This is a genomic window from Halorubrum trapanicum (assembly GCF_002355655.1).
GTDB classification, from domain to species: Archaea; Halobacteriota; Halobacteria; order Halobacteriales; family Haloferacaceae; genus Halorubrum; species Halorubrum trapanicum_A.
Genome location: NZ_AP017569.1, coordinates 287,525 through 300,963, shown reverse-complemented (window position 1 = coordinate 300,963; position 13,439 = coordinate 287,525). Strand labels below are relative to the sequence as shown.

Sequence of the window (13,439 nt, the reverse complement as noted above, 5' to 3'; positions counted from 1 at the left end):
GCGACGCCTTCGGATCTCGCGTGCGGTCCCACTCCGGAGCCTACAGGAAGGGCGCGTCGGACGAGCACGTGGTCTGCGAGAAGGTGACGCCGCCGTCCGGGTTGAATCGGACGAGGACGCCGATATCGTACGGATCGTCGTCGGAACAGTCCGGTCGGTAGTGGTAGTGATGTGAACTCCGGGCGCTCCGGTCTTCGATCTCGATCCGGTACGGCCGGTCCGAGACGACGTCCTCGGCCGTCCAAGGGTCGTCCGAGTCCCCGGGTGGAATCTCGACGCTGTTGCGGTAGACGAGCGCCTCGCTCCGCTCGGCGACGTCCGGCCGGAAGAACCGCACGCCGAGGTAGACGGCGGTGTCGCGCACGTTACTCACGGTGAGGTCCAGCATCGGCCGCGGAGCCGGGACCGCCGAACACCCCGCGAGGCCGGCGAGAGCGCCCGCCGCCCCGGCTCGGAGGAATCGTCTGCGGGAGGCCATGTCACGCGCATCTCGCCGGACCGACTTGAATATCCGGCTTCCGGCTCCGCCTCGCTCGGAGCGCACTCTCCTGCGTCCGACCGCTCCGAGGTCCACCCGTTCCGAGAGCTGATCGGTCCTCGGCTCCGGTCTCTCGAAGGTGTCAGTGGAGCGTCCCCTCTCGGACGTGCGCGTCGTGCGCGAACAGCGCGTATCCCACGTCGACCGCGCGGTGCTCGGTCTCGTCGGCGATCTGGCGGATCGGCTCGATCATCGTTACGTAGTCTGCGGCGTCGAACGACTCCTTGCGACCGTCGAGGTAGCCGAGCCGCTCCAAGGACGCCCAGACCCGCGTGTCGACGACGGCGTGGCGGTCGCCGTCGAGCGCGGCCAGCACGCACGACGCGGTCGGCGCCTTGAAGCCGGCGAGGCCGGTGAGCAGGTGGACCGTCGAGAAGTCGCCGTCGACGGCGCGGGCGTTGCGGGTCACCTCCCGGCACCGGGACTCGGGGTTCTTTTCGACGTGATAGGCGCTCCGCGTCGACGACTCGTAGGCGATCTCGTACAGCTGATCGCGGGTCAGGTGCCCCTGCGACCGGTACGCCTCGCCGAACTCCTCCAGCCGCTCCGGGAGGACGCCCTGCGTCTCGGCGTAGCGGTCGAGGTTCTCGGCGACGAACGCGTCGAGGTCGCGGGCGTTCGCGTCGGGACCGTCGGCGTCGGGATCGTCTGCCTCCATGCGCGCCGCTTCCGGCTCTGCGACCAAAACGGCGGCGCTGTCGCTCGCGGTGATAATATACGCGGAACGCGTTTCGAGAGCTGTCCGAGTTCGCCGGTAGCGGATACTGCCGAACGAGCTACAGCCGAGTGAGGTTCGTCGCGCGCGGACCCTTGTCCGCCTCCTCGATCTCGAACTCTACCTCCTGTCCCTCCTCGAGGTCCGGGCCGCCGACGTCTTCCATGTGGAAGAACACGTCCTCGTCAGCGTCGTCAGTCTCGATGAATCCGTAGCCGCCAGTGTCGTTGAAGAAGTCAACCTTGCCTGTCGCCATCGCATCCTAACTGTCTCCCGACGAGGTGATAAGTGTTGTGTGCCGCGCTGAATCGCCGCCGCCCGCGCTCTCTCGGGCGTATTCGCCGCTTAGAAGGGAATTTCCGCGCTGGATCGATCGCGTTCGATCGACGAGGTCGCCCTCGCTTACGCGCGGACCGTGACCTCGTCGCCGACGCGGAGCGTCTCGCCGCGGTCGCGCTCGGGTATCCGCGCGATGGTCATCAAGGTGTAGTAGTGGTCGAACGCGTCCTCGTCGGCCCACTCGGGGAACGTCGCCTCGCGCCGCCGAACGAACCGCTCGCGGAACTCCGGCGTCGGCTCGCCGGTGTCGGGGTCGCGCTCCGGGACGACGCACCGACCGCAGGGCGTCACGCCCTCGACGCGGACGCCGTCGATCTCGAACGCCGGCGCCCCGTCGCCGACGAACCGGTCCTCCCAGAACGCCGGGACGCCCGACACCTCGACGTTCGCGCGGAGGCGGCGGCGCGCCCCCTCGACGGTCATTCCATCGAACCACGAGGCGACCGCCTCCAGCGTCGCCGTGCTGACGACGGAGGGGCCCATCTCCCGGCGGTCGACGAACCCGAGCGACTCGTCGCGCCGGAGCCGGAGCTCCGCGTCGAAGAAGTCGCCGAACCACTCGGCGGCGCGGGCGGGCTCCCCGTCGAGGTCGAACCGCCGGACGGTCCCGTCGGGCGTCTCGACCCGGAGCGCGCCCGACTCGGTGTCGAAGTCGGTCGAGAGGTCGTGGACCCGGTCGGTCCGCTTCCCGTTGACGACGTCGCCGTCGGCGTCGAACAGCGCGAACTCGCGGTCGCGTTTCAGCGTCCCGCCGTCGAGGACCCGGGCGGCCTCGACGTCGACCCCGTCTAACCCCTTCACCGGAAACACCGTGAGTCGCTCCAAACGGGCCATGTCGTGGGTACGAGGCGCCGCTTCCAATAGTCTTTCTTCGGCGCGTTCCGGTGACTTGGGCCGGTGACTCGGACCGGGGACGGAGACGGGGCGTTCCGACCGATTTCGCTCTCGTCGGTTCCCTGTCGGAGGTCTTCGGGCCGCTACCGCTTTCGATCCGAAGATATCGGCGGTCGATAGCTTTGGTTTCGAAGGGGAAAACGCACTAAGGGAGTAGCCCCTAGTACTACACAAGATGAGCACCAGAACCACCCACCTCGACATCACGGGGATGAGCTGCGCCAACTGTTCGGCGACCGTCGGCGACGCCGTGGAGTCGATAGACGGCGTCACGCGAGCCGACGCGAACTACGCCACGGACGAGGCGACCGTCGAGTACGACCCGGAGGAGACGTCGCTCGCGGCGGTCTACGACGCGATCGAGGAGTCGGGCTACGGGGCGGTCTCCGAGACGGCGACCGTGGCGATCACCGACATGACGTGCGCGAACTGCGCGGACGCGAACCGCGACGCCTTAGAGTCCGTGCCCGGCGTCGTCGAGGCCGACGTGAACTACGCGACCGACGAGGCACAGGTGCGGTACAACCCCGCCGAGACCTCGCTGTCGGCGCTGTACGACGCCGTCGAGGACGCCGGCTACTCGCCGGTGCGCGAGGGCGAGGGCGGCGGCGAGGAGGCGGACGGCGAGGGCGACGGCTCGGGCGAGAGCGCGCGCGACGCGGCTCGGAACGCCGAGATCCGAAAGCAGCGCCGCCTGACGCTGTTCGGCGCCGCGCTGTCCGCGCCGCTGCTCTTCTTCCTCGTCGACAACCTCCTCCTCGGGGGTGCGGTCGTGCCGGACCGGCTCTTCGGCGTCGGGATCCACTGGGTCGCGTTCGCGCTCGCGACGCCGGTCCAGGTCGTCCTCGGTCGCCCGTTCTACGTGAACTCCTACAAGGCGCTCGTCACGAACGGGCGCGCCAACATGGACGTGCTGATCGCGCTGGGGTCGACGACGGCGTACGTCTACTCCGTCGCGGTCCTCCTCAACCTGGTCGCCGGGAGCGTCTACTTCGACACGGCGGCGCTCATCCTCGTGTTCATCACGCTCGGCAACTACCTCGAGGCCCGCTCGAAGGGGCAGGCCGGGGAGGCGCTCCGGAAGCTCCTGGAGATGGAGGCCGACACCGCGACCCTCGTCGACGAGGACGGGACCGAGCGCGAGGTCCCGATCGACGAGGTCGAGGTCGGCGACCGGATGAAGGTCCGCCCCGGCGAGCAGGTCCCGACCGACGGGGTCGTCGTCGAGGGGCAGTCCGCGGTCGACGAGTCGATGGTGACCGGCGAGTCCGTCCCGGTGGAGAAGTCGGAGGGCGACGAGGTCGTCGGCTCCACCATCAACGAGAACGGGCTCCTCGTCGTCGAGGCGACGAAGGTCGGCGCGGACACCGCGCTCCAGCAGATCGTCCAGACGGTGAAGGAGGCGCAGTCCCGACAGCCCGACATCCAGAACCTCGCGGACCGCATCTCCGCGTACTTCGTGCCCGCGGTCATCGCGAACGCGCTGTTCTGGGGCGTCGTCTGGTTCGCCTTCCCCGAGACGCTCGCCGCGTTCGTCGACCGACTTCCGCTGTGGGGACAGGTCGCGGGCGGCCCCGCGGTGGTCGGCGGGACCGTCTCGGTGTTCGAGTTCGCGATCGTCGTCTTCGCCTCCTCGGTCCTGATCGCGTGTCCCTGCGCGCTCGGCCTCGCGACGCCGGCCGCGACGATGGTCGGCACCACCATCGGCGCGCAACACGGCGTCCTGTTCAAGGGCGGCGACGTCCTCGAACGCGCGAAGGACGTCGACACCGCGGTGTTCGACAAGACGGGGACGCTCACGAGAGGCGAGATGGAACTCACTGACGTCGTCGCGGTCGGCAACGAGCGCGTCCCCGACGGCGGCGCTGTCGCCGAGGGCGGCGACGCGCAGGCGACGGACGACGACGCGACGGCCGCCGACGACGCGGACGGGGCCGCCGGGACCGGCGCGCGGGCCGACGAGGACGAGGTCCTCCGGCTCGCCGCGAGCGCGGAGCGCGGCAGCGAACACCCCCTCGCTCAGGCGATCGTCGACGGCGCCGAGTCGCGCGGACTCGACCTCGCCGACCCGGAGGACTTCGAGAACGTCCCCGGACACGGGGTGAGGGCGACCGTCGACGGCGACGAGGTGCTGGTCGGCAACCGGAAGCTGCTGCGCGACGCGGGGATCGACCCTGCGCCCGCCGCCGAGACGATGGAACGCTTAGAGAGCGAGGGGAAGACGGCGATGCTCGTCGCCCGGATTCGAGACGGCGCGGACGACGGGGAGCTCATGGGCGTCGTCGCCGACGCGGACACGGTGAAATCGAGCGCCGAAGAGGCGGTGAGTCAGCTCCGCGACCGCGGCATCGACGTGATGATGATCACGGGCGACAACGAGCGCACCGCCCGCGCGGTCGCCGAGCGGGTCGGCATCGACCCCGACAACGTCCGCGCCGGCGTCCTCCCGGAGGACAAGTCCGACGCGGTCGAGGAGATCCAGTCCGACGGTCGCCGGGCGATGATGGTCGGCGACGGCGTCAACGACGCGCCGGCGCTCGCGGTCGCGTACGTCGGCACCGCCATCGGGAGCGGGACCGACGTGGCCATCGAGGCCGCCGACGTGACGCTGATGCGCGACGACCCGCTCGACGTCGTGAAGGCGATCCGCGTCTCGGACGCGACGCTCCAGAAGATCAAACAGAACCTCGTGTGGGCGCTCGGCTACAACACGGCGATGATCCCGCTGGCGTCGCTCGGGCTGCTCCAGCCCGTCCTCGCGGCCGGGGCGATGGCGTTCTCCTCGGTGTCGGTGCTGACGAACAGCCTCCTGTTCCGCCGGTACGACCCCGACGGCGACTACAGGCTCCTCGGGTTCCTGCGGCGTTGAGCGCGGCCCAATCTCCCTTCTCCGCCAGCGGTCCCGAAGCCCCAAGACGACGCGGCGCGTACGCCGGCACATGTCGACCCTCCTCGTCGTCGGCGGCAGCGGCTTCATCGGACGCGACGTGTGCCGGTTCGCGGTCCGCGACGACCACGAGGTCCGCAGCGTCTCGCGGAGCGGCCGCCCCGATGTCGACGAGGCGTGGGCGGACGCCGTCTCGTGGACGAGCGCCGACCTCTTCCGCCCGAACGCGTGGCGCGACCGCCTCGACGGCGTCGACGCCGTGGTCCACTCGGTCGGGACGCTCGCCGAGGCGCCGAGGGAGGGAGTCACCTTCGAGCGCGTCAACGGGGACGCCGCCCTCCTCACGGCGCTGGAGGCGGAGCGCGCCGGCGTCGACGCGTTCGCCTTCCTCTCGGCGGCGGCGAAGCCGCCCGGCGTTCGAAACGCCTACCTGACGGCGAAGCGCCGCGCCGAGGCGTCCATCGCCGACCTCGATCTCGACGTTGTCACCCTCCGGCCCGGTCCCGTCTACGGCCCGGGACAGCCGCACCTCCCCGGCGTCGTCGACCGCGTCCTCCGGTTCGTCGCGAGCGCGCCGCCGCTCGCGTCGCGGCTCGGGGAGGCGCGACCGCTCTCCGTCGACACCGTCGCGCGGGCGACGTATCGCGCCGCGCTGGACCCGGACGAGCGACTGCTCGACGTCTCCGATATCCGCGACCTCGCCGGGTGAACGGCGGAGCGATACCTGATTAAAAAAAGCCGTCAGCGCGCGCTGCGCTCCTTGGCCATCTCCAGCGAGATGAAGAAGCCGAAGTACGCCGGGATCCCCGCGAGCATGAACATGTACAGCACCCACTGCGGGGCCGTCGAGAAGGCGACGTTGTACAGCGCCGACGCGAGCCCCACCCACACGAGCGCGAACAGCAGGTCCTGGAGCATCCCGGTGCCGTTCTCGCTGAGTACGTGCCGGGCGCGGTCGGCGACGCTCGGGTCGGTCGGCTGGTCGTCCGGCGTCTCCGTGGCGTCCGAGTCGGGCATGAACTGAGTGTGGAAGAGGGGATACGTCGGTGTTGCGGAATCGCGCGGGGTCGACCGCGCGAGGAAACGGTTCGCGGACCGGGCGGTTCGCTCCCGGTGCGGCGACCTCAGTCCTCGTCGAGGTAGTCGACGACGAGAACGGGCACGTGCGTCGAGCGCAGGGTGCGCTCCGTGACGCTGCCCAGCAGCGCGCGGCGGACGCCCGCGCGGCCGTGACTCCCCATCACGATGAGGTCGATGTCGTGGTTCTCGGCGTAGTCGCCGATCACCTTGTGCGGTCGACCGCCGGAGACGTGCTCGACGATATCGACGCCGCGTTCGGCTCCGCGGTCGGCGACCACGCCGGTCGCCTCGTCGGCCTGCTCTTTCAGCTCACCCATCTCGTCGAACCGGCCCTGCTTGAGCCGGTCGACCTGCTCGGTGCCGAGGCTGAAGTTCACGGAGTCGATGTCGACCACGTACAGCGCGTGGACCTCGGCGTCGTACTTCTCCGCGAGGTCGAGCGCGTGGTCGACGGCGGCCTCCGCGACGTCACTGCCGTCCGTGGGAACGAGTATTCGGTCGTACATTATCGCTCCTCCGTGTTTTCGTCTTCCTCAACTGCGCGGTCGCACTCGGCGGCCGCGTCGTCCATTGCGCGGCCGCCGTCGGTCGCGACGTCCTCGCCGCCGTCGGCGACGACGTCCTCGGCGGTCTCCTGTTGGCCCATCGGTTCGGGGCTGTGACACTGCCGGACGATCCGCTTCGTCTCGAGCGACGGCTCGTCGGTGGCCATCGAGACGGCGATGGTGACGACGAACACGATCGGGAGCGTGATGAGCGCCGAGCCGATGGCGGGCATCCACTGCGCCAGCCCCGCCGACAGCGGCGCTTCGAGCGAACCGATGTACGTCGGCACGATCTGGTTGATCATCGGGAGCGACCAGAGCGTGAGTCCGGTGGTCATGCCGGCGAGCGCGCCCTGCCGATTGGCGTTCTCCCACCACATGCCGAGGAAGAACATCGGGAACAGGACGGAGCCGGCGAGCGAGAACGCGTATCCCACGAGCGCCGCGATCGAGGATGCGGGGTTGAGCGCCGCCAGCGTGGTCAGCGCGCCCAGCGCAACGATCGAGAGGCGGCCGACGAGGATCTGCTGGCGCTGCGTCGCGTCCTCGTTGATGATGTTCGTGTAGATGTCGTGGCTGATCGCCGACGAACCGGCGATGAACAGCCCGGCGACCGTCGCGATGGCCGCGGCGATACCGCCCGCCGCGACGATGCCGACGAACCAGGGCGGCAGCCCCGAAAGCTGCGTCGCCAGCACGACGATGACCTCGCTGGCCGCGCTCGTCATGCCGGGGTCACCGTACGTCGCACCGACGTTCTGCGAGTAGAGGTCGGTCCCGAACGCCGCGAACGCGGGAGCGCTCCAGTAAAGGATGCAGATGAAGAACAGCCCCCAGACCGTCGACCAGCGGGCCGTCCGCTCGCTCTCGACCGTGTAGAACCGGACGAGCACGTGCGGGAGCCCGCAGGTCCCGACGATCAGCGAGAACGTCGTCGCGACCCACAGGTAGTAGCTCGACGAGGCGAACGGCTCGGAGAACTCGCTGCCGAGCTGGCTGATCAGCGCGCCGTACTCCAGCTGCGGCAGCACCGTGGAGTAGCCGTTCGTCCAGCCGACGACGAACAGGCCGACCACGAACGCGAGGATGAGGATGACGTACTGGACCGCCTGGTTCTTCGTGGCGCCCAGCATCCCGGACAGCGTCAGGTAGCCGACGGTGACGACCATCATGGCGACGACCATCACTTGGTACCCGTCGAGGCCGGGGATGAGACCCCCGTAGTTACCGAAGATGTACAGGCCGACCAAGGCCATCCCCTTCGCCTGTCCGATGGCGTAGACGAAGCCGATGAGGAACGTCGTCACCGCAGCGATGGCGCGCGCGGTGTCGGAGTTGAATCGGTCGCCGACGAAGTCCGGCGCCGTGTACTTCCCGAACCGGCGCAGCTGCGCGGCGAGGAAGATGAGCAGGATGAAGTACCCCGTTGTCCAGCCGACGACGTACACCAGCCCGTAGAACCCCGCGAGCGCGATCGACGCCGCCATGCCGAGGTACGAGGCGGCGGACATCCAGTTCGCCCCGATCGCCATCCCGTTCTCGACGTTCCCGATGGACCGACCGGCGACCCACATGTCCTCGGTGTCGGCGACACGGAAGACGAATCCGATCGTGAGGAACAGCCCCAACATCCCGATCACGAGGACTGCGGGCCCCACCTTGAACGAGATGTTGAGCGCCTCCGGCAGGAGGTCGCTCTGTAGGAGGAGCGAACTCGCCGTCATTCGTCGGCACCTCCGTCGGTCGCCGCGACGTCACCGTGCTCGATACCGTACTTCTCGTCGAGCGCGTCCCGCTTGCGCGAGTACCAGAACGCTAAGATCAGCGCGCTGGTCGGCGCGCCGAACGCGACGAGGAAGTAGTGAAGCGGGAACTGTAAGATTGGCATCGGCTGCGTCATCGGACCGGGGGCGATCCGCGTCAGGGTCACCGGCCCCCACACCGCGAGGACCCAGACGGCGAACCCCGACCACACGATGCGCAGGTGATCGCGCATGTACGGCGTGCTCGGATTCAGGATGTTCACCTCCGCTCCGAGGTAGTCGGTGTTGTTGTGCGTCTGTGCGGCTCCCGAGGAGGCGACGCCGCCGTCGGTGACCGCGTCGTCAGTTGCGCGGCCACCATCGGTGACCGCGTCGTCAGTTGCGCGGCCACCATCGGTGACCGCGTCGTCAGTTGCGCGGCCACCATCGGTGACCGCGTTATCTGTTGCGCGGCCACCGTCGGCGACCGCATCGTCTCGTTCGCGTGAGGTATTATCTGTCATGTTTTGTCGTGTGTTGTGAGTTCGTTTGTGTGGTTTTTTCGTGATGGTTGTCGTCGTGTAGTCTGTCGTGGTCGTGAGTGGAACAGTTGAAAACGGGTCGCCGAGCGCTACTCGGCGTTTGCCTTCTGCTGGATCTCTTCGACGATTTCCGGGTTCCGAAGCGTGCTCGTGTTCCCGAGCTCCTCGCCGTCAGCGATGTTCTCGAGCAGGCGGCGCATGATCTTCCCGGACCGGGTCTTCGGCAGGTCGGGCGTGAACACGACCTGTTCGGGCCGGGCGATCGGGCCGATGGCGTCCTCGACGCCCGCGACGATCGCCTCGCGGAGTTCGTCGTTGCCCTCGTAGCCGTCCTCGGTGGTGACGTAGGCGTACACCGCCTCGCCTTTGATGTCGTGGTTCCCGCCGACCACCGCGGCCTCGGCGACGCCCTCGACGCCGACGATCGCCGACTCGATCTCCATCGTCCCCAGTCGGTGGCCGGAGACGTTGAGCACGTCGTCCACGCGGCCGAGGACGGTGATGTAGCCGTCGTCGTCGATCTTCGCGCCGTCCTCCGGGAAGTACACCCAGTCGTCAGGGTCGTCGCTGTCGGTGTCGGAGTACTCCGCCCAGTACTCCTCGATGTAGCGCTCGTCGTTGTTGTACAGCGTCCGGAGCATGCCGGGCCACGGCTTCTGTACCGTGAGGTAGCCGGCCTTTCCGGGCTCTACCTCGTCGCCGAGCGTGTCGAGGATCTGGACGTCGAGCCCGGGCAGCGGCGGCCCCGCGGCGCCGGGCTTCATGTCCTTGACGCCGGGCAGCGTCGTCACCATCATCCCGCCGGTCTCGGTCTGCCACCACGTGTCGACGACGGGGCACTCCTCGTCGCCGATGTGCTGGTAGTACCACTTCCACGCGCGCGGGTTGATCGGCTCGCCGACCGTGCCGAGCAGCCGCAGCGAGGAGAGGTCGTGGCGGTCCGGGAACTTCGAGCCCCACTTCATGAACGCCCGAATCGCGGTCGGGGCGGTGTACAGCTGGGTCGCCTCGTGCTCCTCGACGATCTCCCAGAGGCGGTCGCGCTCCGGGTGATCCGGCGTCCCCTCGTACATCATCGTCGTCGTACCGAGCGAAAGCGGCCCGTAGACGATGTACGAGTGCCCCGTGATCCAGCCGATGTCGGCCGAACAGAAGTAGGTGTCATCCGGCTTGATGTCGAGCACCGACTGCGAGGTCCACGACACCCACGAGAGGTAGCCGCCGGTCGTGTGTTTCACGCCCTTCGGCTTCCCGGTCGTCCCCGAGGTGTACATCAGGAACAGCATGTCCTCGGCGTCGCGCGTGACCGGCTCGACCTCGGCGCCCTCGTGTTCCGCGACGAGGTCGCCGTAGTCGATCTGGTCGTCGCCGAGGTCGTGGCCGAAGTCGTCGCCGTTCGGCCCGAGCCGGTCGACGACCACCGTGGTCGTCTCGTGGTCGACGCCCGAGAGCCCCTCGTTCGCCTTGTCGAGGTGGTCGAGCGGGTCGCCGCGGCGGTAGTAGCCGTCGCAGGTGACGAGGTACTCGGAGTCCGCGGAGTTCATCCGCGTCGCCAGCGCGTCGGCCGAGAACCCGGCGAACACGACGCTGTGGGGCGCGCCGATGCGCGCACAGGCCAACATCGCGATCGGCAGCTCCGGGATCATCGGCATGTACATCGTGACGACATCGTCCTCCTCGACGCCCTGCTCCCGAAGGGCGGCCGCGAACTCGTTCACCTCGCGGTGGAGTTCCTCGTACGTGTACGTGCGGTCGTCCTCGTCGACGGGCTCGCCGACCCACTCGATGGCGGCCTCGTCGCCGCGCTCGTCGAGGTGTCGGTCGAGGCAGTTCGCCGACGCGTTCAGCTCGCCGCCCGTGAACCACTCGTAGAAGGGGGGGTTGCTGTCGTCGAGCACTTGGTCGTAGTCGGTTTCCCACTCCAGCAGGTCGGCGGCCGTCTCCCAGCACTCGGGCCAGTTCTCGTCGAACTCCTCGTATATCTCTGGGTCGGAGACGTTCGCCTGCTCGACGAACGACTCCGACGGCTCGAATACCTCCTGTTCCGCTAATCTCGCTTCCAGTTGGCCGTCTCCCTCTGTCATGGTACGGTCGTATCCAACCAATATCGGCATATAAACGCTGACGCTAAATACAAAAAATCGTGATAGACTCCGGCCGGACGGGGCGGGAGTCGCGCCGTCGGGCGGGGCCGCAACCGTGTGCGGTCGACCGGGGCGGGGCCGTCGCCCCGAGACCCCTCCGGTCACCCGCCCGGCGGTGTCGCCCGCTCGTCGCCCTCCCGAATCGGCCGGTCCGCGCCGTCCTCGAAGACGCCGTCGAGGAGGGCGCGCTGGGCCTTCCGGAGGTGGTTGTGGAACGTCGGCGACGAGACGTCCATCGCGTCGGCCACCTCCTCGGCCGTGCTCCCGCGCGGCCAGTCGAAGTAGCCGCCGTGGTACGCCGCCGACAGCGCGGCCCACTGGCGGTCCGTGAACCGGTCGGCGACGCCGTCCCGCAGCGACGACTCCGTGCGCGGCGACCGCGCGACCGACTCCTTACTCGCGAGCCTGACGTCCGCGAACCGGTCGCGCAGCCCGTCCGCGACGGGGCGGACGTTCGTTCCCTCGGGGAAGTCGGCGACGACGCGGACCCGGCCGTCGGCGGCGGACGCGTCGCGCACGGTCGCACCGTGGTCGATGAGCGCCCTGACGAGCGACCCGTCCGCGAGGCGGACCGACGCCGAACAGCCGTCCTCGCCGGTCTCTATCACCCGGAAGTCGGAGACGCCCGTCGCCGCCTCAACGACCGCCGCGAAGTCCTGTGGGCGAGCGCCGTCGACGGAGAGGTACGCCCGTGAGACGTCGTCGTCGACGTCGACGGTCGACGCCAGCTCGATCCGGCAGTCCAGTCGCTCGCTCGCGCGGGCGAGGAACGCGGCGTCGTCGGTCGTGTGGAACTCGACCTCGGTGACCGCGTCGGAGTGGAGCAGCTCCCGCCACCGGTCAGCGGTGATCGCGCGGCCGAGACACCCCCCGAGGGCGGCGAGCGCTCGGCGTTCGGGCTCGTCGACCGGGTCGTCGTCGGCCGCGACGACGCAGAGCGCGCCGTGGACCACGCCCTCGTAGGCCGCGGGGACCGCAACGGCGGGCCGCCCCGCGGTCCCCTGACGCCCGTCGGTCGCCGCGGGCGCGCCGTCAGTGATCGCGTCAAGCCACGGTCCTCCGGCGGTCACGCCGCGGTCCGCGAGCGCCTCCCGGTCGACGCCCGCCGCCGTTGCCACGTCGGCCCGCTCGCCGCCGACCGCCCGGCGGACGACCCACGCCTCGGCCCAGCGGTCGGCCTCGATCAGTCCGGCGGCGACGGCCGCTGCCGGGGCCGCACCATCGGGGTCCGCGAGCGCCTCGAACCCCGGTAAGACGGTCGTCTCGCCCCGCATCGCGGACGCGTCGCCGTCCCGATCGTCGCCGGCGATGGCGGCCGCGAGCGCCTCGCCGTCGAGCGGGTCGAGGTACGGGTCGAGCGTGCCCAGCGACTCCCAGCCGCCGGCGTCCCGGACCGCCCGCGGGTCGGCGTCGCGCTCGACGAGGTGCCGCCGGGCGAACGTCTTCCGGAGGGAACTGGGGGTGACCCGTTCGTCGAGCGCGGCGTCGGTGAGGCCGGCCGCCCGCGCCGCCGTCTCGCTCACGATCATCTGGACGCGCCGGGACGAGACGTCGACGTACGGGTCGTCGTCGTCGAGCCCCTCGCTCGTCGCGTACCGGTCGAGGTCTGCCGCCAGCGACGCCGGAACGACGGTCTCGCGGTCGACCGGTTCGTCGTCGGACGAGGGTGATTCACCCTCCTCGCTCCCGTCGTCGCCCGCGGGGACCGCGAGGAGTCGCGCGTCCGCGACCGACTCCGCCTCGCGCAGGTGTCGCGGTGCGACGCGGGTGATCTCGTCGGTTCGGAGCCCGGCCTCGCCCGCCAGCCTGACGACGAGCGCCGCGCGATACGTCTCCGCGGCGGTGACGAGCGCGTCGTACGCGTCCGCGTCGAGGCCGTCGACCATTCGTTTCGGAACTCAACAAGCAGCCGAAACAAAACTGTTCCGGAAAACGCCCCTTTCTGCGGCGGAGCCTCCCGTCCCGTCGCGATAGCTCCCCTTATCGCGGCCGCTTTCCGACCGAGCGGTTTCG

The 13,439-nt window shown here is 69.5% G+C and carries 12 protein-coding genes; 2 read left to right on the top strand and 10 right to left on the bottom strand.

What is annotated here, in order from left to right; translation table 11 throughout:
- Positions 1-40: 40 nt before the first annotated feature.
- The 4 genes from CPZ01_RS01430 to CPZ01_RS01415 all read right to left on the bottom strand — a co-directional run bounded on the left by CPZ01_RS01430 (position 41) and on the right by CPZ01_RS01415 (position 2,426).
- Positions 41-478 carry a hypothetical protein gene (locus CPZ01_RS01430; protein ID WP_231899198.1) on the bottom strand — a complete coding sequence of 146 codons (438 nt, stop codon included), beginning with the start codon at positions 476-478 and terminating at the stop codon, positions 41-43.
- A gap of 142 nt (positions 479-620) precedes the next feature.
- Positions 621-1,196, bottom strand: a complete 576-nt coding sequence (locus CPZ01_RS01425; protein ID WP_096393083.1) for a hypothetical protein — start codon at positions 1,194-1,196, stop codon at positions 621-623.
- Between the two features lie 118 nt (positions 1,197-1,314).
- A complete protein-coding gene (locus CPZ01_RS01420; protein ID WP_004045866.1) occupies positions 1,315-1,509 on the bottom strand; it encodes a cold-shock protein in 195 nt (64 codons plus the stop codon).
- A gap of 146 nt (positions 1,510-1,655) precedes the next feature.
- The gene (locus tag CPZ01_RS01415; protein ID WP_096393082.1) at positions 1,656-2,426 is read right to left on the bottom strand and encodes an MOSC domain-containing protein; all 771 of its coding nucleotides are present in this window, start codon (positions 2,424-2,426) and stop codon (positions 1,656-1,658) included.
- Between the two features lie 235 nt (positions 2,427-2,661).
- On the opposite strand from CPZ01_RS01415, the gene CPZ01_RS01410 reads away from it, so the two are divergent.
- Positions 2,662-5,355: a heavy metal translocating P-type ATPase gene (locus tag CPZ01_RS01410; protein WP_096393081.1), complete on the top strand. Its 2,694-nt coding sequence runs from the start codon at positions 2,662-2,664 to the stop codon at positions 5,353-5,355.
- Between the two features lie 70 nt (positions 5,356-5,425).
- Positions 5,426-6,082: an NAD-dependent epimerase/dehydratase family protein gene (locus CPZ01_RS01405; protein ID WP_096393080.1), complete on the top strand. Its 657-nt coding sequence runs from the start codon at positions 5,426-5,428 to the stop codon at positions 6,080-6,082.
- 32 nt (positions 6,083-6,114) lie between these two features.
- Here the strand turns inward: CPZ01_RS01405 and CPZ01_RS01400 are convergent, their stop codons facing one another.
- The 6 genes from CPZ01_RS01400 to CPZ01_RS01375 form a co-directional block, all read right to left on the bottom strand.
- Entirely contained in the window at positions 6,115-6,390 is a 276-nt protein-coding gene (locus CPZ01_RS01400) for a hypothetical protein (protein WP_096393079.1), read from the bottom strand.
- Positions 6,391-6,497: 107 nt separating this feature from the next.
- Complete coding sequence (locus CPZ01_RS01395; protein WP_096393078.1) at positions 6,498-6,959, bottom strand: universal stress protein; 462 nt, start codon at positions 6,957-6,959, stop codon at positions 6,498-6,500.
- On the bottom strand, positions 6,959-8,722 hold the full coding sequence (locus CPZ01_RS01390) for a VC_2705 family sodium/solute symporter (protein WP_096393077.1): 1,764 nt from the start codon (positions 8,720-8,722) through the stop codon (positions 6,959-6,961). The genes CPZ01_RS01395 and CPZ01_RS01390 overlap by 1 nt, the downstream gene beginning before the upstream one ends.
- The gene (locus CPZ01_RS01385; protein WP_096393076.1) at positions 8,719-9,264 is read right to left on the bottom strand and encodes a DUF4212 domain-containing protein; all 546 of its coding nucleotides are present in this window, start codon (positions 9,262-9,264) and stop codon (positions 8,719-8,721) included. The genes CPZ01_RS01390 and CPZ01_RS01385 overlap by 4 nt, the downstream gene beginning before the upstream one ends.
- A 107-nt stretch (positions 9,265-9,371) precedes the next feature.
- Positions 9,372-11,366 (bottom strand): acetate--CoA ligase, encoded by a 1,995-nt coding sequence (acs, locus tag CPZ01_RS01380; protein ID WP_096393075.1) that lies wholly within the window; start codon positions 11,364-11,366, stop codon positions 9,372-9,374.
- A gap of 161 nt (positions 11,367-11,527) precedes the next feature.
- A complete protein-coding gene (locus CPZ01_RS01375) occupies positions 11,528-13,312 on the bottom strand; it encodes a bacterio-opsin activator domain-containing protein (protein ID WP_096393074.1) in 1,785 nt (594 codons plus the stop codon).
- Positions 13,313-13,439: the final 127 nt, after the last annotated feature.